The organism is Bradyrhizobium sp. IC3123, assembly GCF_020193625.1.
GTDB classification, from domain to species: domain Bacteria; phylum Pseudomonadota; class Alphaproteobacteria; order Rhizobiales; family Xanthobacteraceae; genus Bradyrhizobium; species Bradyrhizobium yuanmingense.
The window spans coordinates 484,934-507,422 of sequence record NZ_JADYVF010000002.1 but is presented as its reverse complement, the minus strand read 5'-3'; the positions used below and the strand labels follow the sequence as shown (position 1 = coordinate 507,422).

The following is a 22,489-nucleotide window of genomic DNA, read 5'->3' as shown; positions in this document are numbered from 1 at the left end:
CTCAAGGCAAAGCCCCGGCGAGGGGGGCGCCGGGGCTTCTCTTGGAAGGTACCTGGGGGGCTTAGGTAGCCTTCGGAAGGTGCTGACGGATTCAGTAGCAGCGGTTGATTAGCCGCCAGCGGGGTCCCCAGGGGGTCGGGACCAGCCGGCGCACATAGCAGCCGCCATAACCGTAGGAGACGGGACCGCCAGCGTAGAAGCGCGGTCCGCCCCAGCCATGGCCGTGGTGATGGCCGTGGTGATGGTGCGCGTGCCCGTGGTGCCGGCCACCGCCATGCCCGCCGCCTTGCCAATGAGCGGAGGCCGAGGTCGGCGCCAGCGCAGCTCCCAGCGCGACCGCGGCGACGGCGGCAAGCGAAAGTTTCCTCAACATGGTTATCTCCTGAAGACTGCCAGCGCGGGGCTATCGCGCCGATGGAAAGGCCGCCGAAACGGTCCGCCTGAGGTCAGGCTTCGGTTTCGATGGGCCCAACCTTACGCCGGGGAAGCTGAACCGGATCCTGACGGCGGTTTCAGATTGGGTTCATCTGGGTGAAATTGTTGTCATCCAGCGGATCGGGAGCCATCCCCTCGCGGAAACCGCCTATGAGGCTGTTCCGCGGTCGCTTGCCGTCCGGCAAAGGCGCCGATATAAGCCCCGCAACCCCGAACCCCCGCTTTCTCCCCAAGGACAAGATCATGGCCATCGAACGCACTTTCTCGATCATCAAGCCCGACGCGACCGAGCGTAATCTGACCGGCGCAGTCAACGCCGTGATCGAGAAGGCGGGCCTGCGCATTGTCGCGCAGAAGCGCATCCGCATGACCAAGGAGCAGGCCGAGACCTTCTATGCCGTCCACAAGGCGCGCCCCTTCTTCGGCGAGCTCGTCGAATTCATGACCTCCGGCCCGGTCGTGGTTCAGGTCCTGGAAGGCGAGGGCGCGATCGCCAAGTACCGCGAGGTGATGGGCGCGACCGATCCGTCCAAGGCTGCCGAGGGCACCGTGCGCAAGCTCTACGCTAAGTCGATCGGCGAGAACTCGGTGCACGGTTCGGATGCGCCGGAGACCGCCGCGATCGAGATCGCGCAGTTCTTCTCGGGTAACGAGATCGTCGGCTGATCCAGTCGGCAGACTAGAGGCGACCGGCGAAGGGACTCATTGTGGACTGGCTCTGGCAGATCTTCGATCCCGCTACGATCGGGAGCTTCTTTACCCAGTTCCGCAACGAGATGGCCGCACCGACTTTCTGGATCGCGGTCGGCAAGATCATCTGGATCAACATCCTGCTCTCCGGCGACAACGCGCTGGTGATTGCGCTCGCGTGCCGCGGTCTGTCGCCGCGGCATCGGCTCTGGGGCATGATCTTCGGCGCCGGCGCAGCGGTGATGCTCCGGATCATCTTCACCGGCATCGTCGCCACCCTGATGGAGCTGCCGTACCTCAAGCTGGTCGGCGGCTTTGCGCTGATCGTGATCGCGGCAAAGCTCCTGGTGCCGGAGAACGAGGACGAGAACGACGTCGACGCTGCCGCGCATCTGTGGCACGCCATCCAGATCGTCGTGGTGGCCGACATCGTCATGAGTCTCGATAACGTCATTGCTGTCGCTGCCGCGGCCAATGGCAGCGTGCCGCTGCTGATCCTCGGCCTTACCATCAGCGTGCCGCTGATCGTCGCCGGCGCCGCGCTGATCATGGCACTGCTCACAAAGCTCCCGGTGCTGGTCTGGGCCGGTGCGGCGCTGCTCGGCTGGATCGCGGGCGAGGTGATGGCGACCGATCCCGGGGTCACGCCGCGGCTGCACGCGCTGTTCGAGGGGCCGTTCGGCGCCTCGCTCGACGCCATGCTCGGGGTCTCGCGCATCCCGCCGCAATTCGGCCATGGCGGGGCCGGCGGCGAGTATTTCTGTGCCGTGATCGGAGTCGTCGTCGTGCTGGTGGTCGGCACCATCTGGCGCCGGCGCAGTCTCACCGCGGCCGCCCTCGAATCCTCCGAACGGCACGCCAAGGCCTCCGCGGAGTGACGTTGAAGCGCTGATCGGTGCGGCCGCCCCTCCAGCGACGAGAGGCGTCCACATCACTGGGGCGCTTCCCGCGTTGGCAGGACGCGAGCGATCACCGGCCAGGGGTTCGTCCGAATCCTCCCATCATTGCATTCGTATGACCGGCGCGCATCACGCTTCGCGAGAGCTCGCGTCGCGCGCGCGTGCGCGCGGGCGTTGCGTGGAGAGTGGTCGTTCGCAACCCTCACGCGATTTAGACCTTGTCTTATTATAAACTACTGAGATTCATGGGTGCTTTCGTTGACTCGACGAGGGTTCCCACGGCACCTCGCCCCGACGTTCATGTTCATGAAATCGGAAGGTGCGATGTCGTCGAAAGTGTTTTGTCGTCCTGTTGCCGTTCTTGCCGCTCGCATCAAGACGCTTCTGACGTGCGCCAGCCCGAGAGCCTTCACGGTTTCCGTGGTCTCCATTGCCTTGTGCAGCGACGGCGTCCTGCACGCCAGCAGCGCGCAGAGCGCTGCGCCCCAGGCCGTGGGGGGAAGCACGTTGCCGGCGGTGACCGTCACCGCAGACGCGCCGAAGCCGCGCGCGCGTCCACGAGCCAATCCAGTCAGGAGGGCGGGCCGCGGCGCGCCCGCGAACGAGCGGGCTAAATTGCAGGCGGAAGCGACCCCGACGGCTGCGAGGCCCGGTGCACTGCCGCGGACTTACGCAGGCGGGCAGGTGGCACGTGGAGGCCAGGTCGGTTTGCTCGGCAACAAGGATTTCATGGATACGCCCTTCAACATCACAAGCTACACGGCGAAGAAGATCGAAGATCAACAGGCCGTCACCGTCGCCGACGTCGTCAGCAACGATCCCTCGGTCCGTTTCACCGGCCAGACCGGCGGCATTCTCGATTCCTTCTTCATCCGCGGCTTTCCGATCGGGGAAGGCAATGTCGGGGAAATCGCCTTCCACGGCGTCTATGGCGTTGCACCGAACTACCGCGTGTTCACCGATTACGTCGAGCGCATCGAGATCGTCAAAGGCCCGACCGCGCTGCTCTACGGGATGGCGCCGAACAGCAGTGTCGGCGGCACCATCAACATCGTTCCGAAGCGTGCCGGGGATGTCGATCTCACGCGGGTCACGACTGACTACGCGTCAAACACCCAGCTCGGCACGCATCTCGACGTCAGCCGGCGGTTCGGCGAGAACCGCGAATTCGGCATTCGCGTCAATGGCAGCTATCACAACGGCGATACGCCGTTGGACAATCAGTCCCGCGAGGCGCATGTCGGCTCCGCAGCGTTCGATTATCGCGGCGAGAAGTTCAGGGCCTCGCTCGATTTCATCGATCAGGAGGAAAAGTTCGACGCGCCGACGAGACCGTTCCTGGTCGCAACCGGCGTCGCCGTTCCGACCGCGCCGGTCGGACGGCGCAACGTCACGCAATCCTGGGAATTTGCCAAGGTTCACGACAACTCGCTTCTGGCGCGCGCCGAATACGACGTGACTGACGCAGTGACGGTGTTCGCCAATGTCGGCGGCGGCAGGACCCAGGTCGACCGTCTGTTCGGGACGCCGACGATCCTGAACGCGGCTGGCAACACCACATCGACGCCGGGACGGGCGAAATTCGACATCGAGAGGAACGTGGCCGACGCCGGCGTGCGGGCCCGGATCGAGACCGGCGCGATCAGCCATGCCGTGAGCTTGCAGGGCAGCTACTACATGGACGAGGTTGCGCGCGGCTTGGTGAACGGCACGCCGGTGCTGTCCAACATCTATGCGCCGATCGCCCGTCCCCAGCAGTTCGTTGCGGCTCCCGCGACCGTGCCGCGGCTGTCGGACACCGAGCTGACCGGCATTGCGCTGGCCGACACCATGTCGGTTCTCCAGGAGCGGCTTCAGCTGACGGTCGGCGTCAGGCAGCAGGGCGTCAGGTCGAACAACTACAACACCACCACGGGCGCCGTGAGCTCGGCCTACGACCAGACGGCGTTCACACCGATGGTCGGCGTGGTCGTCAAGCCCTGGAGCAACGTTTCGCTCTACGCCAACTATATCGAAGGGCTCAGCAGGGGCGATACCGCACCGACGACGGCGGCGAATCAAGGCGAGGTCCTTGCGCCGTATCTGAGCAAGCAGAAGGAAGCAGGCGTCAAGGTCGATTTCGGCACGCTCGCGACCACGATCAGCCTGTTCGAGATCACCAAGCCGTCGGGGCAGACGGGTGCCGGCAACGTCTTCCGGGCTGATCAGGAGCAGCGCAATCGCGGCGTGGAATTCACGGTGTTCGGAGAAGTGCAACCGGGCATTCGCGTTCTTGGCGGCGTGACGTTGATCGACGCGGAGCTGACGAAGACGAGCACGCTGGCCAATTTCGGCAAGACGCCGATCGGAGTGCCCGAGGTGCAGGCCAATCTGTCCGCCGAATGGGACACCCCGTTCGCACCAGGGCTGACATTGGTCGCCAACACCATCTATACCGGGCACCAATATCTGAATGGGGCAAACACGCAGGTTGTTCCGGCCTGGACGAGGCTCGATCTGGGCGCGCGCTACACCACGCGCATCAACAACCGGCCAGTGACGGTTCGGGCCCTGGTCCAGAATGTGTTCGACACCAACTACTGGGCTGGCGTCGCGAGCTTCTCTGCGCTAGCGCAAGGCTCGCCCCGAACCCTGCTCTTGTCGATGTCGACCGACTTCTGAGCTTTGGCCTCCTCGGGCCGGCTGCGGAGCTGGATCGGGCGCAGACGACGGATGCTCTGAATGGACCAAACAATCAGGGCACCACGTCGAGGCGGCTCGGCGCCCGCCCGATCCAGGATGATGCCCGGACGCGTGCAGCACGCGCTGCTGTGGGTGCACCGTTGGTTCGGATTGATCGGCGGCATCGTCGTGGTGCTGATCGGCCTGACTGGAAGCTTCATCGTCTTCTACCGGGAGATCGATGTCGCCCTGAATCCGGCGCTCTATGCGCCCGCCGGTCCGGAGCAGAGCGTCACGTTAGCGGAGGTGATGCACGCCGCCGCGGCAGCGGATCCCGCGCCGATCGCGACGATCCTGGCGCCAGACCGGACCTGGCCGGTCTGGATCGTGATCCATTCGCACGAGACCACGCCAGGCAGCTACCCGAACCGGTGGACGACTATGGTCGATCCTTCCAACGGCAAGGTGCTCGGGCAGCGTGACTACGCCAACGCGTTCGCGCTCAAGGTTTACCGTCTCCATTTCACGCTGCTGCTCTACGAGTTCTGGGGCAAGGAACTGGTCGGCGTGGCCGGGTTCGTGCTGCTCGGCTTGGCGGTCTCGGGTCTCTTCCTTTGGTGGCCGAAGCCGGGGCGATTTTGGCGATCGATCTCGGTGCGCAAGAACGTCTCGCTGCTTCGATTTGTTCTGGACCTTCACGGTGCGGCAGGCTTTTGGGCGCTGGCCGTGCTCTTGTTGATCTCGATCACCGGCGTCGGCATCGTTTTTCCCGACCTGGTGCGGCCCATCGTCGGCCTCGTGTCGCAGCCGACGCCTGATCGCTCGCCGCGAGTCGAAATGCCGCCTCCGGCAGGGACGCCGGTGCTCTCACCTGACGCGATCATGCGACGCGCGCAAGAGGTCAAGCCCGGTGCGACGGTCGCCATGCTCAATCCGCCGACCGCAACGCGCAACACCTGGCGGGTGCAATTCCGTCCTGATGGAGCTGATCCCGCGGTGCGGTCGCGTGGAGCGATCTGGCTCGATCCGTGGAGCGGCGCTGTGGTGCACGACCGCACGCCGGGCACCCTGTCGATGGGGGATCGCTATCTGGCCGAGCAGCTCTGGCTCCACAATGGCGCGACGTTCGGATTCGCAGGACGCCTACTGGTGTTCGCGGCCGGCTTCGCACCGCTAGTCCTCTTCGTCAGCGGCGCGATGATGTGGCTCAAGAGACGGCCCGGGAGGATGAGGCCCGGCTGAGAGGTCAGCGCCTGACGATTGAACCGGCGCGGCCAACCAGGCGGGCGAGCTGACGGAAGCGGCTGCCGACGCGGTCGGCGACGAGGTCGCCGAGCCGGTGCTCGAACACCAGCATCAATTTGCGGCCCTGGCTGCGGAAATGCGTGGCTGGCAGGACGCCGGGACGTGCGGCCGAGATCAGATGCGCGACGCGGAACGCAGCGCCCAGGAGGCGCGCGCGTTCGAGCTGGGCCGGCGTCAGCAGCTCCTGCATGGTGACCGGCGGCTGGTTTTCCTCGCTGAGGCCGGCATAGCGATAGAACACCGACAGGCCGACGAAGGCGCGTTCGGTGTGGGTGATCGCGCCGAAATTGCCGTTGACGACGAGGCTGAGCGTCTGCTCGCCGCGATGATCGGGATGCACGCGCCAGCCGATGTCGGAGAGCAGGCACGCGGTGTGGCGGAGGCGGCGGTCCACTTCCGTCTCGCGCAGCTTGACGACGCGCACCAAGCGGTCGGTCCAGGCAATCAGCTCGCGCGCGTGCCTGGCCGAACGCGACAGCAGCTGGTTCAGCTCCTCCGCCGCGCAGATCAGCCCGTCCTTGTTGCGTTCGGTCTCGGGCAGCTTCTCGTGCAGCAGGCCCTCGCGCACGCCGAAGGTGGAGAACACGATGTTCTTTGGCTTCGCGACGCGGATGATGTGCTCGAGCACCAGCGCCGCATAGGTGAGGAGAGGGCGCCGCGCATCGGCGACGATCTCGATGTCGGCAAGCATGTCGGCGACGGCGAGGCGCCGCAGGCGGCGCGAGAAGTCGAGCGCCTCGGCAGCCGGAATGGAATAGCCGTGCATCACCTGGAGCGGATAGCCGCTCTGGATGATGTGGATGCGCGCGAGCGCGCGCCAGGTGCCGCCGACGGCATAGAAGGTGCGACCGCGGCCGGCAGTGAGTAACTGGACCCCGTCGATCTCCTCGCGCACGATGCGGTCGGCGCGCTTGAGCGATTTGTGGGCGAGGTCCTGCAGTGCGAGGCCGCCGAGCGGCAGCGTCACGCCGCTGCGTACGGCGTTCCTGCGCACGTCGATCAGCTCGAGCGAGCCGCCGCCGAGGTCGCCGACGATGCCGTCTGGATGGTGGATGCCGGAGATCACGCCGAGCGCGGACAGTCGTGCTTCGCGCGAGCCCGACAGGATCTCGATCTTCACCGCGCAGATCCGCTCGGCCCTGGCGATGAAATCGGGGCCGTTGGAGGCGTCGCGGCATGCGGCGGTCGCGATCGCGAACACGCGTCCGACCTTCATCACCCGGCACAGCGCGCGAAACCGTTTCAGCGAGGTCAGCGCCTTGTCGATGGCGTCGGGCGCGAGCAGGCCCGTGCTCTGCACCTCGCGCCCGAGGCCGCACAGCGTCTTCTCGTTGAAGATCGGGATCAGGCTGCGCGCCAGCGCCTCGTAGACGACGAGGCGGACCGAGTTGGAGCCTATGTCGATAACCGCGACGCTCGAGCCGCGCTTGCGCGGCCGCTTCACGTCGCAAACCCCCGATCAGGATTGATGACGTTCGTTCCGGCGCGTGAGACGACGCGGCGAGGATTCCTTGAGCGACTTTCCACGGCCAGACAGACTCGGATTCGTCATGAAGTAGTTGTGGACGTTGAAAGGCTCCTCGCCCTTCGCGGTCTTCATACGCGTTGAAGACCCATCCGGCAACAACTGCCAGCTCTGCTCATTGTCCTTCAGGTTCGCGACCATGATCTGTTCGAGAACCTGCTGATGCACCGTCGGATTTTGCAGCGGACACAGCACCTCGACGCGGCGGTCGAGATTGCGCGGCATCATGTCGGCGGACGAGATATACACAGCCGCTTTCGCGCTCGGCAGTCCCTGGCCCATGCCGAAGCAGTAGATTCGGCCATGTTCCAGGAAGCGGCCGATGATCGACTTGACGCGGATGTTCTCCGACAGACCGGGAATGCCGGGCCTGAGGCAGCAGATGCCGCGCACCACGAGCTCGACCTGGACACCGGCCTGCGAGGCCTCGTAGAGCGCGTCGATGATATCAGGGTCGACCAGCGCGTTCATCTTCATCCAGACCGCGCCGGGACGGCCATGCCGCGCATGTGCGGTCTCGCCCTGGATGTGCTCGATGATGCGCTTGCGCAAGGTCAGCGGCGACACCGCCATCTTTTCGAGATCGCTCGGCGCGGCATAGCCGGTGATGAAATTGAACACGCGCGCGGCATCGCGGCCGATCGTCGGGTCCGAGGTGAAGTAGGAGAGATCGGTGTAGATGCGCGCGGTGACCGGGTGATAATTGCCGGTGCCGGTATGGACGTAGGTCGTCAGGCTGCCGCCCTCGCGGCGCACCACCATCGAGAGCTTCGCGTGCGTCTTCAATTCGAGGAAGCCGTAGACGACCTGCACGCCGGCGCGTTCGAGATCGCGTGCCCAGCGGATGTTGGCTTCTTCGTCGAACCGCGCTTTCAGCTCGATCAGCGCGGTGACTGATTTGCCGGCCTCGGCCGCTTCGGCCAGCGCGCGCACGATCGGTGAATTGTTGGAGGTGCGGTAGAGCGTCTGCTTGATCGCAACGACGTCGGGGTCGCGCGTGGCCTGCTGCAGGAATTGCACGACGACGTCGAACGACTCGTACGGATGGTGGACGATCAGGTCCTTCTGCCGGATCGCGGCGAAGATGTCGCCGCCATGCTCGCGCACGCGTTCGGGGTGGCGCGGCACGTAAGGGGTGAATTCGAGGTCGGGCCGGTCGAGGCGGGTGAGCTGCGAGAGCTCGTTCATCGCCTGCACGCCGTCGACCAGGAAGATCTCGTCGTCGGCGGCGGAGAGCGCGTGCTGCACGAAGCTGCGCAGCTGCTCCGGCATCTTGGCGTCGATCTCGAGCCGGATCACCGATCCGCGGCGGCGGCGCTTCAGCGCGGTCTCGAACAGGCGGACGAGATCTTCGGCCTCCTCCTCGATTTCGAGCTCGGAGTCGCGGATGATCCGGAAGGCGCCTTGGCCGTGCAGATTGTAGCCGGGGAACAGGCGGTTGATGAACAGGGCGGTGGCCTGCTCCAGCGAGATCAGGCGCACCGTGCCATCCGCCGGCAGGCGGATGAAGCGGTCGATCTTGCCGGGCATGCGGATCAGCGCGTTCATCTGCTTGCCGTCGGCAGCGCGCGTGAGCTGCAGTGCGATGGTGAAGCCGAGGCTCGGAATGAACGGGAAAGGGTGGGCCGGATCGATCGCCAGCGGGGTCAGGAGAGGGAACACGTTGTGGAGGAAGTAGTCCTCGATCCAGGTTCGTTCCGCCTTTGTGACGTCCTTGCCGTCGACCAGCACGATGCCGACCTCGGCCAACGTGGCGCGCAGGTCGCGCCAGATCGCCTGCTGGTCGGAAGCGAGCTGGGAGACGGTGCGGTTGATCAGCGCGAGCTGTTCGGACGGCGTCAGGCCGTCGGGGCTGCGCTCGGCGATGCCCTCGCGGACTTGGGCCTTGATGCCGGCGACGCGAACCATGAAGAACTCGTCGAGGTTATTGGCCGAAATCGACAGGAATCGCACCCGCTCCAGCACGGGGTGGCTGGGATTGACTGATTCCTCCAGGACGCGGCGATTGAAATGCAGCCAGGACAGCTCGCGATTGATGAACCGCTCGGGACTGGACGCGATCGCCGGAAGGCTCTCGGTTTCCGGGGCTTTCTCTTTCGTTTCAACAGCTTGCGCAGAGTCCATCAGAAGTCGGTCCATCCAGTTCACCCCAATTGCGACTCAAGCGCAAAAATCGGCGGGAGCATGTGTTAGAGCGATGACGTTTCGATGACATTGATGTTCCGCCCCTGCGCCGCGTCAAGCGGACTTCGGGGAGGCCTGCGAGCCTGTCAGGCGTCCCGGAGCAGCTCGGCGGCCAGCGCCCGGGTGACGGGACGGCCGAGCCGTAGGGCTTCGCTGTCGAGCAGCTCGACGGCCCGCCGGGCGGCAGCCGAGGACCGCTCCAGGCGCGTCGCGAGGTAGCCGACCACGCTCTCGTCCACATTGAGCTGGCGGTCGGCGCAGAACTTGACGATGAGGCCGCGGAACAGCTGGTCGTCGGGCGGCAGCAGCGTGACCGCCGGAACGGCCCGCAGGCGCGAGCGCAGGTCGCGAAGCTCGATCGGAAGCGCGGCCGGCGCCTCGCGGCCGGTGAACAGGACGTAGGCGCCGTCCTCGCGGGCGAGGTTCATCAGGTGAAACAGGGCACGCTCGTCGAAGTCCCCAGCCTTGAGATCCTCGACCACCAGCGCGCCGGTGGCGAGCGCGCCGGGCACGTCCGTCGCGGTCAGCGCATTGGCGGTGGTCGAGCGGGCGCCGGCTTCCTCGGCCCAGATCGCGGCGAGATGGCTCTTGCCGCTTCCTTCCGGGCCCGCCAGCCACATGATCCGGTTCGGCCATTCCGGCCAGCCGTCGATGAGGCCTAGACCGGCCGCATTGGCGGGGCCTTCGAGGAAGTTGTCCCGGCTGAGGCTCTCCGCATGCGGAAGCGCAAACGCCAATTGTCGGGGATGAACGCGGCCTGCCACGCTTGCTCTGCTCCATGCCGGCGCGCCGGCCCGCTTGTAGAGATTGGACTTGATGGTGCGGGACTTGGCCTTTTGCTGGGCTGCTTCCCCGCTCATTTGGCCTCGATCGTGCTCATGTGCCGCAGCCACTCGACGAGATAGAGCGACACGGAGGAGAGCGTGAAGATCGTGACGAGACCCATCAGGATGATATCATAAGGCGCGGGCTTGAAGCCGAAGGCAAGCGCCGCCAGCACCAAAGCTGCGAATGCCACTTGTGCCACCGTGTTGAGCTTGGAGACTTTCGACGGCTTCATCTCGACCGGCCGGTCGAACAACCAGGACACGATCACGGCGGCGACAATCATGATGTCGCGCGAGACCACCAGGATCACGATCCAGCGCGGGATCGCGCCCCAGATGCCGAGCGCCATGTAGATCGAGACCAGCAGCGCCTTGTCGGCGAGCGGATCGAGCAGGGCGCCGAGCTCGCTCGTCATGTTGAAGCGCTTGGCCAAAAAGCCGTCCACGGCATCGCTGATGCCGGCGATCAGGAAGACGGCGAACGCCACCTCCATTTGGCTCGACACGATGGCCCAGACGATGATCGGGACCAGCATGATGCGGCCCAAGGTAATGATATTCGGAATACTCACGAAAGCGCTTCCCGGCACCGGTTCTGACCTCAAATCCGGCCCGTTGCAGGCTGAACCGGTTGATATGTCTACATAGTATAGCGGGGAGCGCCATGCGAGCCATTGCGCGTCCCCGGAATTCAACGTAACCAGCCGCAAACCCACTGGAAATCGGGCATGACCGACCTCAAAAACGGCCTCACTTACGCCGATTCAGGCGTCGATATCGACGCGGGCAACCGCCTGGTCGACCTGATCAAGCCGATGGTGCGCGCCACCGCGCGGCCGGGCGCCGATGCCGAGATCGGCGGCTTCGGCGGCCTGTTCGACCTCAAGGCGGCCGGCTTCAAGGATCCGGTCCTCGTGGCCGCGACCGACGGTGTCGGCACCAAGGTCAAGATCGCGATCGAGACCGGCCTGCATGGCGGCATCGGCATCGACCTCGTCGCCATGAGCGTCAACGACCTCGTGGTCCAGGGCGCCGAGCCGCTGTTTTTCCTGGACTATTTCGCCTGCGGCAAGCTCGATCCAGAGGCCACGGCCGCCATCGTCGCGGGCGTTGCGGAGGGATGCCGCGAATCCGGCTGCGCTTTGATCGGCGGGGAGACTGCCGAAATGCCCGGCCTCTACAAGGACGGCGACTACGATCTCGGCGGCTTTGCCGTCGGCGCCGCCGAGCGCGGTACGTTGTTGCCGCGCAAGGACATCGCCGCGGGCGATGCCGTGATCGGTCTCGCTTCGTCCGGCGTGCATTCCAACGGCTTCTCGCTGGTCCGCAAGATCGTCGAGCAGTCGGGCCTCGGCTTCGAGGCGCAGGCGCCGTTCGCGCCGGTGATGACGCTCGGCGGCGCGCTGCTGACGCCGACCAGGCTGTACGTGAAATCCTGCCTGCGCGCGATCCGCGAGACCGGCGCGGTGAAGGGGCTTGCCCACATCACGGGCGGCGGCTTCACCGACAACATCCCGCGCGTGCTGCCGAAGCATCTCGGTGTCGGCATCGACCTGGCACGCCTGCCGGTGCTGCCGGTGTTCAAATGGCTGGCGGCCCAAGCCGGCATCGCCGAGCTGGAAATGCTGCGCACCTTCAATTGCGGCATCGGCATGATCGCGATCGTCGAGCCCGACAAGGTCGACAAGGTCGTCGAAGTCTTCACCGACGCTGGCGAGACCGTGGCGCAGCTCGGCACCGTGATTCCGGCCGAGGGCGAGCACCGCGTCGTCTATAACGGCCACCTCGACGTGGCGCTATAATGACTGGCGCTGTGATGAAGCGCCGCGTCGCCATCCTGATTTCCGGGCGCGGCTCCAACATGGCTGCGCTGATCAGGGCAGCCGCCGCCGCGGATTTCCCGGCGGAGATATCGCTCGTCATCTCGAACAAGGCGGATGCGCCCGGGCTCGAACGTGCCAGAGCGAGCGGCGTGACCACCGAGGTGATCGAAAGCAAGCCGTTCGGCAGGGACCGCGCCGGCTTCGAGACGGTGCTGCAGGCCGCGCTCGACAAGCACGGCATCGAGCTGATTTGTCTCGGCGGCTTCATGCGCCTGTTCACGGCCGAGTTCACCAAGGCCTGGTACGGGCGGATGCTCAACATCCATCCCTCGCTGCTGCCATCGTTCCCCGGCCTCGACCCGCACGGCCAGGCCCTGCGCGCCGGCGTCAAGCTCTCCGGCGCGACGGTCCACTTCGTCATTCCCGAGACCGATGCCGGCCCGATCGTGATGCAGGGCGCGGTTCCCGTCAGCGACCACGATACCGCGGAGACGCTGTCCGAGCGCATCCTCGAAGTCGAGCACCGCATCTATCCCGAGGCGCTGCGGCTGCTCGCGGCCGGTAAGGTCCGCATCGAGGGCGATGTCTGCAGGACGGCGGGAAGCGCAGCGTCGGAGAATTTTCTGGTTGCGCCGGTGGTGAGCTGAAACGCGGTCTGGTTTATTCGACGAAATCTGCCGTCTCGCCATTGCGGACATATCCGTAGATGCGAAACCCCTCAGTCGTTTCCTCTCCGGCAAATCGGATGCGTTTCAGGATTGTGCGGACACGTTCGCGCTGAGCCGCCGTCTCGACAGATAGTTCAGCCCATTCCATCCAATCCCATCCGCCGATCGTCCAATGATAGTGCCATTCGCCATCCCACTGGCTCAGGTATCCAGTTTCCAGGTTCTTGCAGTGGAATCGGGGTTGTTCGGACGGAGCTAGCTCAAGCACGGCCACGCACAGTTCACGCCATTTTGTGTCATTGGCGACCGAATAGTAGTCGGATTGCTGAGCCATCTGCCCGCCGAAACAAAATCCCCCGGCAGAGCCGGGGGGCAACGTCATGATCGCTCGCATGCCGCGAGAGACATCAGGAAACCTTGAGGTTCTCCGCGGATGATTTGCCGCGGTTCTCCACGAGGTCGAATTCAACCACCTGGTTCTCATTGAGGGTAGAGAGTCCGGCACGCTCGACGGCGGAGATGTGGACGAACACGTCCTTGTCGCTGCCATTCGGCTTGATGAACCCATAGCCCTTTGTCGGGTTGAACCATTTGACGGTGCCCTTTTGCGGCATCGCTCGTCTCCTCCACTAGATATAAAAACGACGCGGCCGCTTTTTCGCGTGCCACGCCACAAACGGGCTCCCGGAAGTCTGTTCGAGTCTTGAGGCGCAATGTCGCGAAACGCACAGCAAACGGCCAATTCCGATTGTGAACGTTATTGCAACATGAAATTCGCCGGCTAGCAAGCCGCGCGCGGATTTCAAGGGCAAGCCAGGTGCCTTCAAGCGCAATTTGCGACCTGTGGCAGCAGAACCACAATCGGTGCAATAGCCTCGGCCGTTATGCGCCAACCGGTTGACCCCTCGTGGCAGTTCGGCCCAAATCGCCGCAAGCGCCGCAGACCGTGTTGCATTTTTGCGCGCCGCCACTTCGCTTTCGGGATTCATCGCATGCGCTGCGCCGCGCAGCTCTCCGGGACACGGCAGACGATCGGGTTGGACTGCGTCCGCCGGATCGCGGCTGCGCTTGCGATGGCGTTTGCCCTGGTAGTGACGATGGCGGCCGTGAGCCCCGGCTTCGCGCAAAGCACGCCCACACCGACCCCTACGCCCACGCCGACACCCACGCCGTCACCGACCCCGATTCCGTCGCCGACCTCGACCAATCAAAATCAGTCAGCCGGCAACAGCATGCTCAATTTCGGCTCAGGCTTTCTGGAGCGGCTCGGCAATCAGGCCTCCGGCGGCGTCAACCGGGCGTTCCGCACCAATCCGGGCGGCGGCGGCGCCTCGGCGGCTGCGGAAGATCCGCGCTACCGCACCTGGTTCGAGGGCTATGGCCTTTCGGTCCGCACCGATGCGCAAGGCGACTTCGTCGGCGACAAGCGCAAGACCTTCGGCGGCGTTGCCGGCTTTGGCGCGCGGCTCGCACCCGGCGTCAACATCGGCTTCTCCGTCGACCATAGCCACACCGACATCGACGTGCCGCTGGCGCTGCAATCCGCAACCCTCGACCTGACCCAGCTCGGCTTCAGCGGCTCGGTCGACAAGGGCCCGTGGACCTGGGCCTTTGCCGTGGTGCACGGCTTCGGCAAGGTCCATTCCAGCCGCGATACCGGCCTTGGCCTTGCGACCGCGCGCTATCGCGCCGCCGTGGACGGCGCGCTGACCGAGATCAGCTATTACTGGACCAAGGACGAGATGCGCATCGTGCCCAAGGGCGCGCTGGAATATGTGCGTGCCACCAGCGCCGCGTTCCAGGAGACCGGCGGGCTCGATCCGCTCAACGTCGGCTCGTCGGCGCTCTCGCGCGCGCGCATCATGCTCGGGGCCGAGGTCGGCCGCTATTTCATCATCGACCAGAAGATCCTGGACCTCTCGGCCTACGGCAAGTTCGTCGACAATTTCCACCAGGACCTCGGATCCATCCAGGTCAGTCTGGGCGCCCAAAACATCATCGTCCCCGGCATCGGCGAGAGCCGTTACGGCGCGGATGCCGGCGCCTCGGCTTCGCTCAGCCTGACCAACGTGGCGAGGCTCTACGTCAATTACGACGGCAAATTTCGCAACGAGCTCACCTCGCACCAGGGCACGCTCGGCTTCGAATACAAATGGTGAGCTGACGCTCGCCTGCGTTAAGTCGGCGCCGTCGCCACGTATCCCGCCAGGCCAAAGCCCTCGCGCGCCGCCGTCATCATCGGCACCAGCGCGTTCGGATGGATGAACTCGTCGCGGAAGCAGGGATAGGTCCTGGCATCGAAGATCTTCTTCAGCCAGTCGACCACGATCTTGTGCCGCTCGGAGCTGCGGAACTCCTTGTGATAGGTGAGCCAGAGATCGGCGTGATGGCTGACGCCGAGATCGACCGCAACGAGCGGCGCACCGAGCGCGATCGATACCGTCGGCAGGAAGCCGATGCCGGCGCCGCGCTCCACCGCGTAGAGCACGCCCACCGACGAATTGGTCTTGATCCCGACGATGCCTTCGAGCGACTTCAGCCCGAGCACGCGGGCATAGGCCCCGTCGTCGACCTGCGGCGCGCTCTGCTTGATGATGCGGTGATTGTTCAGTTCGGCGAGCGTTGCCGGCACGCCGTAGAGGCTTTCATACTCCTTGGAGACGAAGGGATAGATGTGGAGGCGGCCGAGCTTGGCGACGATCAGATCGGGATTGGTCGGCGGCTCGAGCTGGATCGCGATATCGGATTCGAGCCGCGCGACGTCGGCCTGCTCCATCGCGCAGCGCAGATCGACCGTGATCTTGCGGTACGTCTTCTGGAAGTCGATCAGCCGCGGCAGGATCCAGAAATTGCCGGGGCCTTCCGTCACCGCGACGCGAACGGTGCCCGAGGTGTCGTTCGAGGACCGCGCCGCGCGGCGGAAGACGTTGAAGGCATGACGCTCCATATGCGTGACGTCGGCGATCATCGCAGCGCCTTCGTCGCTGAGCGTCAGCCCGCTCTGGTCGCGCAGGAACAGCTTGCACCCAATGCTCTCCTCGAGCCGGTCGATGCGGCGCATCAGCGTGGTGGAGGTGAGGCCGAGCTCTTCGGCGGCATTCCGAAAACTTTTAAATTTTGCGCACGCTAAAAACAGCTTCAAATCATCCCAGGACGCGCCCAGGGCTTCTTCACGGTGCTGCATCATCGCAGCACCCCGGTGCAATAACTGCTGCATACTCCTGATCCCCAACCGCTAAGCTCGTCGTAGCGGGGCATGAAAGCCTCGAACGATAGAGGCGCGACATGAGTATGGAAAGGGGCACGTTTGCCGCAAGGCATGATTTCGATGCCTTGCCGCTGAGCCCGGACGTCGACGTCCGCTGTGCGCAATTTTCCGAAATTGGAGCGCTTTCGGAGATGGCGCACCGGCTGGTGCCGGGCGTGCAGATCGGGACGGCGGCGCTTGCCAAATATTACGTCTTCGATCCCCAGAGCATCCTGACATTTAGCCGCAAAGGCAAGCTCGTCGGCGGCATGGCCTTCCTGTTTCTCAATGACCGCGGACATGATGCGCTGCTGCTCGACGAGATTTGCCTCACAGCGCCCGAGACGCGTTATCTCGCATCGGCAGACGAAGACGTCGCTGCCATCTACATCTGGGCGATCGCGGCGACGGGCCGCGGCATCGCCGGTCTCGGTAAGGCCGCGGCTCATCTGCGGCAGATAAGGTTTCGCGGTGCGGATTGCTATGCGCAGCCGTCAACGGTGGCCGGACGCGACATCATGAAGGCGACAGGCTTTGCGCCCGTCCCGAGCTTCCAACCCGACCTTTGGTGCTACGAGCGGCCCTGGCATCGACAGCCGATGCGCATGCCGGGAGCGATCATCCAATCAAGGAGCTTTGCAGATGCACGGTACTAGGATTCCAGTCGCCAAGCCCTGTTCCCGCGCCATCACCATCCGCCTCGCGCGCGACCCAAGCGATCTCATGCTGGTGACCGCCATCCGCTCGGCGGTCTACCTCGCCGAGCAGGATTGTCCGTTCGAGGAGGAGTTCGACGGCAACGACATGGTCGCGGCGCATTTCATCGGCTTCGTCGGCAACGAGCCTGCGGGCTGCCTGCGGGTGCGCTTCTTCGGCGATTTCGCCAAGGTGGAGCGGCTTGCGGTGCGTCACCAATATCGGCGCTCGCGCGTCTCGTTCAAGCTGGTGCAGGCCAGTGTCGATTATGTGAAGCGCAAGGGCTTTCGCAAGATCTACGGCCAGGCGCAGGACCGGCTGGTCGATTTCTGGGCCCATTTCGGTGCCAAGCCGCTCGGTCACAACCGCAAGATCACGTTCTCGGATTTCTCCTACACGGAGATGCTGCTGGAGATCGAGCCGGGCCCGGACGCCATCACGCTGGATAGCGATCCCTATGTGATTATTCGTCCCGAGGGCGATTGGGACCGTCCTGGCGTGCTCGATGCCTCGGCCGGGCGGGCGGTGACCTCGCCGCTGCGGGACCTCGCGCTCGCCGACCGCTGAAACAGGTGCAGCTGCGCGCAACTCGATGCTGGTTTCAATGCACGATGATCCGCCGATCCTGGTCTGTGCGGATCTTCAGGTCGAGTACCTGACTCCCGGCCGCCGTCACGTTATCCGCGACGGCGATGCGACGGCGGCGCGCTGCCTGGAACTCCTGACGCTGTGGCGCAGCAATCTATGGCCGGTGATGCATCTGAAGCGCATCGCGCAGGCGGCCTGGTTCAATCCGTCATCCAGGCTGACCGATTGGATCGCGGAGACCAGGCCACAACCGGGCGAGATGACGTTCGAGCACCCGCTGCCGTCCGCCTACAGCTCGTCGCGGTTTGGCGGCCACATGTCCGCTATCCGCACCACACGCTGCATCCTGATCGGCTTTTCCCTGGACGAGACCATCCTGGCCACTGCCGTCGAGGGGTTTCACCGCAGTCATCGCTACCATGTGATCACCGACGCGGTGGCTTGCCGGCAGCCCGGCACGGACGATGCCGCGGCCTACCGGCATGCGGTAGTGGATGTCATTGCGAATTTTGCTACAGTCCAGTCCAGCGCCGAACTGATCAGAACCAGCGGCGCCGTTGCGGTGTAGGCGGCCGCGGCCGGTCGATGGGGTTGAGAATTGTCGCGGGGAGACGAGCTCAAGGAGCTGGCGAGCGATCTGTCGCATGCCGCCGAGAAGGCGCGCAGGCTTGGGCTGCCTACCACGGTCTACTTGCTCTCGATGGCGCTGATGGAGGTGAGGGAAGCCGTTTCCGCCACCGACGAAGTGGACGACGACGGCGCGGCGTGAGAGCTGCCCAGCCCGATTCTGCGATCCGCGGTCCTGTCATGTGCGGCTTTGTGCATCGCTGCTGAGCGCTTGCCGCCGACGAATTGGCATTGCAAGTTTTGCGTCGTGGCAATAGCCAAGTACTTGAGACAAGTACTCGCCATCGAGTGATGACGCCGGCCCGCCGGCGGCGTGACGCTTTTAGGGATCATCGCAAATGTCCATGCTGCCCAATTCGCAAGAGGCCCGGGATGTGGCCTATCAGCTCCATCCCTACACCAATGCGCGCACGCATCAGCAGGCCGGTCCGCTGGTGATCGAGCGCGGCGAGGGGCCTTACGTCTTCGACGCGTCGGGCAAGCGCTATTTCGAAGCCATGGCGGGCCTGTGGAGCGTCGGGCTCGGCTTCAACGAGAAGCGACTGGTCGAGGCGGCGCACAAGCAGATGCAGGCGCTGCCGTTCTACCATACGTTCTCCGCCAAATCGCACGGTCCCTCGATCGACCTCGCCGAGAAACTGGTCGCGCTCGCGCCGGTGCCCATGAGCAAGGTGTTCTTCACCAATTCCGGCTCGGAAGCGAACGACACCGTGTTGAAGCTGATCGCCTATCGCTCCAACGCGCTCGGCCAACCGCAGCGCAAGAAGGTGATCAGCCGCCTGCGTGCCTATCACGGCGTCACCATCGCATCCGCCAGCCTCACGGGCCTGCCGAACAACCATCGCTCGTTCGACCTGCCGCTGCCGAACATCCTGCATACGGGCTCGCCGCACTTCTACAAGGACGGCGCCCCCGGCGAGAGCGAGGAAGCCTTCGCCACGCGCCGGGCCGAGGAGCTCGACGCCCTGATCCAGAAGGAAGGGCCGGATACGATCGCGGCGTTCTTCGGCGAGCCGGTGATGGGGGCGGGCGGTGTCGTGGTGCCGCCGGCGACCTATTGGGACAAGATCCAGAAGGTCCTGAAGAAGTACGACATTCTCCTGGTCGCCGACGAGGTGATCTGCGGTTTCGGCCGCACTGGCAAGATGTTCGGCTGCGAGACCTACGGCATCAAGCCCGATGCGATCGTCGTCTCCAAGCAGATCACATCGAGCTATTTCCCGCTCTCGGCGATCATCCTGAACGACCGCATGTTCGAGCCGATCGCGGACGAGAGCAACAAGATCGGCGTGCTCGGCCACGGCTTCACCGCGGGCGGCCATCCGGTCGGCTCGGCGATTGCGCTGGAGAACCTCAAGATCATCGAGGAGCGCGGCCTCGTCGCACACGCGGCCGAGCTCGGTGGCTACATGCAGGGCCGCTTGCGTGAACTCGCCAGCCACCCGCTGGTCGGCGAGGTCCGCGGCGTCGGCATGATCGCCGCGCTCGAGCTCGTGCTCGACAAGGCGCGCAAGACCGCCGCCACTACGCCGGGCGCCGTCGGCGGCATCGCCAGCCGCATGCTCCAGGAGCGCGGCGTGATCTCGCGCAACATGCTCGATGCCATCGCGATCTGCCCGCCGCTGATCACGACCAAGGCCCAGATCGACGAACTGGTGGACGCGATCTCCGGCGTGCTGAACGACATGAAGAGCGAAGTGGCGAAGCTGACGCCGGCGTAAGGCTTCGTCGCTCTCTCCGTCGTCATTGCGAGGAGCTCTTGCGACGAAGCAATCCAGACTGTTTCCGACGAGGGATTCTGGATTGCTTCCCTGAACCTGTCATCGGGCCGCGCTTCGCGCGGAGCCGTTGGCTCGCAATGACGGGAAATCGGCGCGACAGCGTGCCCCTACGCCCGCTGCACCCCGATCACGCGGCCTTTCTCGATCGCGAGCGCGAGCTCGCCGCGCTTGAGCTTCAGCGCGGCGTCGCCGAACAGCTCGCGGCGCCAACCGCGCAAGGCGGGCACGTCGGCCTCATCGTCCGCCGCGATCTCCTCTAAGTCGTCGACGGTCGCGATCACCTTGCTTGCGACTGCGTGGCGCTCGGCGGTCATCCGCAACAGCACCTTCAACAGCTCGACGATGGCGGCGCCGTTGGAATTGTTGCGCGGTTTCTCCAGCTTGGGCAGCTTCGAGAAGTCCCGCGCCAGCCCCCGCTCGACCGCGGCGATGATGTCCGCGCCCCATTTGGATTTCTCGAACCCCTTCGGCACCGAGCGCAGATGGGCGAGCTTCTCCAGCGTGGTCGGCGCGTGGGTCGCGATATCGGTGACGGCTTCGTCGCGCAGCACGCGGCCGCGCGGCACGTCGCGGCTCTGCGCCTCCTGTTCGCGCCAGGCCGCGACCTCCATCAGCACCGCGAGGTCTTTGGGCTTGCGGACCCGCGTCTTCAGGCGCTCCCAGGCGCGCTCGGGATGGAAATCATAGGTGCGGGGGGAGGTCAGGACCTCCATCTCGATGGAGACCCATTCGCTGCGGCGGCGTTTCTTCAGGTCGGCGTCGAGCGCGGCGAACACGTCGCGCAGATGGGTGACGTCGGAGACCGCGTAATGCATCTGCTCCTTGGTCAGCGGCCGGCGCGACCAGTCGGTGAAGCGGTGGGTCTTGTCCGGGCGGTGGCCGGTGACCTTCTCGACCAGCGCGTCATAGGCGATGCTGTCGCCGTAACCGAGCACCATCGCAGCGACCTGGGTGTCGAACACCGGGTGCGGGATGATGCCCGCCTGGTGCCAGATGATCTCAATGTCCTGGCGGGCGGCGTGAAACACCTTGAGCACGCCCTCGTTGCCCATCAGCTCGAAGAACGGCTTGAGATCGATCCCCTCGGCCAGGGTGTCGATGACCACGGCTTCCTCGGCGCTGGCCATCTGCACCACGCACAGCAGCGGGTAGTAAGTGGTCTCGCGCAGGAATTCGGTATCGACTGTTATGACGGGGTGCTTGGCCAGCCGGCTGCAGGCAGCCGCGAGGTCAGCGGTGGTGGTAATTAAATCCATGAACGGCCCATGACACTTGGTATCAGCCGTTCCGCCGAAAGTGCTGTGATGTCAAGGGGCTCTAAGCGAATTCGAGCCTTGCATCGGGCCGGAATCGTCCCTTTCCGACGAAATTCCTATTCGTAACGGATCCGGTGCGAGGATTTGCGGGCGCAGGGCAGCGCCACCACGATCACGCACATGGCGACCAAGGCCAATCCCAGGAACTCGAAAACCAACAGATCCACGGCGAAATCTCCAGAAACATTGATAGATTTGTCGGGGGTGCGTTGAGGGTCTGTTAATTCTCGTGGTTACCGGCGCCAGGCCGGGCCGGATGGTGGACGAGAAGTTAATTGGGCGCAGCCATGGTCACGCCATCAGCTTCGGCAAGCCGGTCGCGAGGATGTCCACGGCGGCGCGCACCTTCGGCGGCAGCCGGGGTGAGCGCGGCCAGAGAGCGTGGCACTCGTAGAGGAATTGGGGCTGACTGCTGAAGAGATTGACCAGCGCACCCGTGTCGAGGCGCTCGCGGACCAGCCAATAGGGAAGCCAGGCGAGACCCATGCCTTGTGCCGCGGCATCGGCAATCGCCTCCAGGTCGTCGAGTCGGAGCCGGCCCGATGGCATGATCTCGCGCGGAGGCGCGCCCTCCTGCGGAAAGAGCCACGGCCGGACACGCCCTGAGCCGCGATAGATGATCGCTTGATGGGCGGCGAGATCGTCGAGCGATTTCGGCTTGCCGCTCGTGCGCAAATACGACCGCGCGCCACATACCACCATGCGCTGGCTTGCGATGCGCCGTGCGATCAGGCCGGACTGGTCGTCGAGATCGCCGGTTCGGATTGCCAGATCGTAGCCGGCCTCGACGATGTCGGCAATCGGATCGCCGAACGAGAGGTCGAGTTCGAGATGCCGATATTTCCGCGCGAGCTTCATCAGCAACGGCGCAATGCAGTGCCGTCCCAGCAGGGCCGGCATGGTGACGCGCAGCCTGCCGCGCGGCTCCGACAACTGGTCGGCAACGACGCTATCTGCGGCGTCGGCCTCGCTCAGCACCGCGCGGCAGCGTTCGTAGTAGGCTTGGCCGGCGTCGGTCAGGCTCTGGCGCCGCGTGGTGCGGTTGAGGAGCCGTGCCCCGAGGCGTTCTTCGAGGAAGCGGACGTGCTTGCCCACCATTGGCCCCGACATCTCCAGGGCGTCGGCCGCAGCCGCGAACGAGCCGAGATCGACGACCCTGACGAAGACGGCCATGCTGGTCAGGCGGTCCATGATTGGAAACTCCTGGTTTCGACTGT

22 protein-coding genes are annotated in these 22,489 nt (G+C 64.9%); 12 read left to right on the top strand and 10 right to left on the bottom strand.

What is annotated here, in order from left to right:
- Positions 1 to 91 precede the first annotated feature (91 nt).
- Positions 92 to 373: a sulfur globule protein precursor gene (locus I6F20_RS07890; RefSeq protein ID WP_074447892.1), complete on the bottom strand. Its 282-nt coding sequence runs from the start codon at positions 371 to 373 to the stop codon at positions 92 to 94.
- Positions 374 to 678: 305 nt separating this feature from the next.
- On the opposite strand from I6F20_RS07890, the gene ndk reads away from it, so the two are divergent.
- The 4 genes from ndk (at position 679) to I6F20_RS07870 (ending at position 5,927) form a co-directional block, all read left to right on the top strand.
- A complete protein-coding gene (gene ndk / locus I6F20_RS07885) occupies positions 679 to 1,101 on the top strand; it encodes a nucleoside-diphosphate kinase (RefSeq protein ID WP_036000620.1) in 423 nt (140 codons plus the stop codon).
- Between the two features lie 41 nt (positions 1,102 to 1,142).
- The gene (locus tag I6F20_RS07880; RefSeq protein ID WP_225114156.1) at positions 1,143 to 2,003 is read left to right on the top strand and encodes a TerC family protein; all 861 of its coding nucleotides are present in this window, start codon (positions 1,143 to 1,145) and stop codon (positions 2,001 to 2,003) included.
- A 345-nt stretch (positions 2,004 to 2,348) separates the two neighbouring features.
- Positions 2,349 to 4,685: a TonB-dependent receptor gene (locus tag I6F20_RS07875; protein WP_518513048.1), complete on the top strand. Its 2,337-nt coding sequence runs from the start codon at positions 2,349 to 2,351 to the stop codon at positions 4,683 to 4,685.
- Positions 4,686 to 4,802: 117 nt separating this feature from the next.
- A complete protein-coding gene (locus I6F20_RS07870; protein ID WP_225125687.1) occupies positions 4,803 to 5,927 on the top strand; it encodes a PepSY-associated TM helix domain-containing protein in 1,125 nt (374 codons plus the stop codon).
- A gap of 4 nt (positions 5,928 to 5,931) precedes the next feature.
- Here the strand turns inward: I6F20_RS07870 and ppx are convergent, their stop codons facing one another.
- The 4 genes from ppx to I6F20_RS07850 form a co-directional block, all read right to left on the bottom strand.
- Positions 5,932 to 7,434: an exopolyphosphatase gene (ppx, locus tag I6F20_RS07865; protein WP_225125685.1), complete on the bottom strand. Its 1,503-nt coding sequence runs from the start codon at positions 7,432 to 7,434 to the stop codon at positions 5,932 to 5,934.
- Between the two features lie 15 nt (positions 7,435 to 7,449).
- Positions 7,450 to 9,639, bottom strand: coding sequence for an RNA degradosome polyphosphate kinase (locus I6F20_RS07860; protein WP_036000566.1), 2,190 nt, complete (start codon positions 9,637 to 9,639; stop codon positions 7,450 to 7,452).
- Positions 9,640 to 9,785: 146 nt separating this feature from the next.
- On the bottom strand, positions 9,786 to 10,463 hold the full coding sequence (locus tag I6F20_RS07855) for a P-loop NTPase family protein (RefSeq protein WP_036000575.1): 678 nt from the start codon (positions 10,461 to 10,463) through the stop codon (positions 9,786 to 9,788).
- Between the two features lie 92 nt (positions 10,464 to 10,555).
- Complete coding sequence (locus tag I6F20_RS07850) at positions 10,556 to 11,098, bottom strand: CDP-alcohol phosphatidyltransferase family protein (RefSeq protein ID WP_028180509.1); 543 nt, start codon at positions 11,096 to 11,098, stop codon at positions 10,556 to 10,558.
- A gap of 156 nt (positions 11,099 to 11,254) precedes the next feature.
- Here I6F20_RS07850 and purM point away from each other — a divergent pair, with 156 nt between their 5' ends.
- Positions 11,255 to 12,328 (top strand): phosphoribosylformylglycinamidine cyclo-ligase, encoded by a 1,074-nt coding sequence (purM, locus tag I6F20_RS07845; RefSeq protein WP_225125683.1) that lies wholly within the window; start codon positions 11,255 to 11,257, stop codon positions 12,326 to 12,328.
- A 14-nt stretch (positions 12,329 to 12,342) separates the two neighbouring features.
- Positions 12,343 to 12,996 (top strand): phosphoribosylglycinamide formyltransferase, encoded by a 654-nt coding sequence (gene purN / locus I6F20_RS07840; RefSeq protein ID WP_225126010.1) that lies wholly within the window; start codon positions 12,343 to 12,345, stop codon positions 12,994 to 12,996.
- A gap of 13 nt (positions 12,997 to 13,009) precedes the next feature.
- On the opposite strand, the gene I6F20_RS07835 is transcribed toward purN, so the two are convergent.
- Both I6F20_RS07835 and I6F20_RS07830 read right to left on the bottom strand, forming a co-directional pair.
- Positions 13,010 to 13,399: a DUF6678 family protein gene (locus tag I6F20_RS07835; protein WP_225125682.1), complete on the bottom strand. Its 390-nt coding sequence runs from the start codon at positions 13,397 to 13,399 to the stop codon at positions 13,010 to 13,012.
- Positions 13,400 to 13,424: 25 nt separating this feature from the next.
- Positions 13,425 to 13,631 carry a cold-shock protein gene (locus I6F20_RS07830; protein ID WP_027576280.1) on the bottom strand — a complete coding sequence of 69 codons (207 nt, stop codon included), beginning with the start codon at positions 13,629 to 13,631 and terminating at the stop codon, positions 13,425 to 13,427.
- 378 nt (positions 13,632 to 14,009) lie between these two features.
- Between I6F20_RS07830 and I6F20_RS07825 the strand changes: the two genes are divergently transcribed.
- Positions 14,010 to 15,176: an autotransporter outer membrane beta-barrel domain-containing protein gene (locus tag I6F20_RS07825; RefSeq protein ID WP_225125680.1), complete on the top strand. Its 1,167-nt coding sequence runs from the start codon at positions 14,010 to 14,012 to the stop codon at positions 15,174 to 15,176.
- 17 nt (positions 15,177 to 15,193) lie between these two features.
- Here I6F20_RS07825 and I6F20_RS07820 read toward each other — a convergent pair whose 3' ends face one another.
- A complete protein-coding gene (locus tag I6F20_RS07820; RefSeq protein ID WP_036000552.1) occupies positions 15,194 to 16,234 on the bottom strand; it encodes a LysR family transcriptional regulator in 1,041 nt (346 codons plus the stop codon).
- 68 nt (positions 16,235 to 16,302) lie between these two features.
- Between I6F20_RS07820 and I6F20_RS07815 the strand changes: the two genes are divergently transcribed.
- The 5 genes from I6F20_RS07815 (at position 16,303) to I6F20_RS07795 (ending at position 19,896) form a co-directional block, all read left to right on the top strand.
- Positions 16,303 to 16,920: a hypothetical protein gene (locus I6F20_RS07815; RefSeq protein ID WP_192893231.1), complete on the top strand. Its 618-nt coding sequence runs from the start codon at positions 16,303 to 16,305 to the stop codon at positions 16,918 to 16,920.
- The gene (locus I6F20_RS07810) at positions 16,907 to 17,527 is read left to right on the top strand and encodes a GNAT family N-acetyltransferase (protein ID WP_036000546.1); all 621 of its coding nucleotides are present in this window, start codon (positions 16,907 to 16,909) and stop codon (positions 17,525 to 17,527) included. The genes I6F20_RS07815 and I6F20_RS07810 overlap by 14 nt, the downstream gene beginning before the upstream one ends.
- A gap of 25 nt (positions 17,528 to 17,552) precedes the next feature.
- Positions 17,553 to 18,116: an isochorismatase family protein gene (locus I6F20_RS07805; RefSeq protein WP_036000543.1), complete on the top strand. Its 564-nt coding sequence runs from the start codon at positions 17,553 to 17,555 to the stop codon at positions 18,114 to 18,116.
- Between the two features lie 30 nt (positions 18,117 to 18,146).
- On the top strand, positions 18,147 to 18,317 hold the full coding sequence (locus tag I6F20_RS07800) for a hypothetical protein (RefSeq protein WP_167361657.1): 171 nt from the start codon (positions 18,147 to 18,149) through the stop codon (positions 18,315 to 18,317).
- A 196-nt stretch (positions 18,318 to 18,513) separates the two neighbouring features.
- On the top strand, positions 18,514 to 19,896 hold the full coding sequence (locus tag I6F20_RS07795) for an aspartate aminotransferase family protein (protein ID WP_036022740.1): 1,383 nt from the start codon (positions 18,514 to 18,516) through the stop codon (positions 19,894 to 19,896).
- Between the two features lie 167 nt (positions 19,897 to 20,063).
- Here I6F20_RS07795 and rnd read toward each other — a convergent pair whose 3' ends face one another.
- On the bottom strand, positions 20,064 to 21,212 hold the full coding sequence (rnd, locus tag I6F20_RS07790; protein ID WP_036000537.1) for a ribonuclease D: 1,149 nt from the start codon (positions 21,210 to 21,212) through the stop codon (positions 20,064 to 20,066).
- A 351-nt stretch (positions 21,213 to 21,563) separates the two neighbouring features.
- Positions 21,564 to 22,463, bottom strand: a complete 900-nt coding sequence (locus I6F20_RS07785; RefSeq protein WP_225125677.1) for a LysR family transcriptional regulator — start codon at positions 22,461 to 22,463, stop codon at positions 21,564 to 21,566.
- Positions 22,464 to 22,489: the final 26 nt, after the last annotated feature.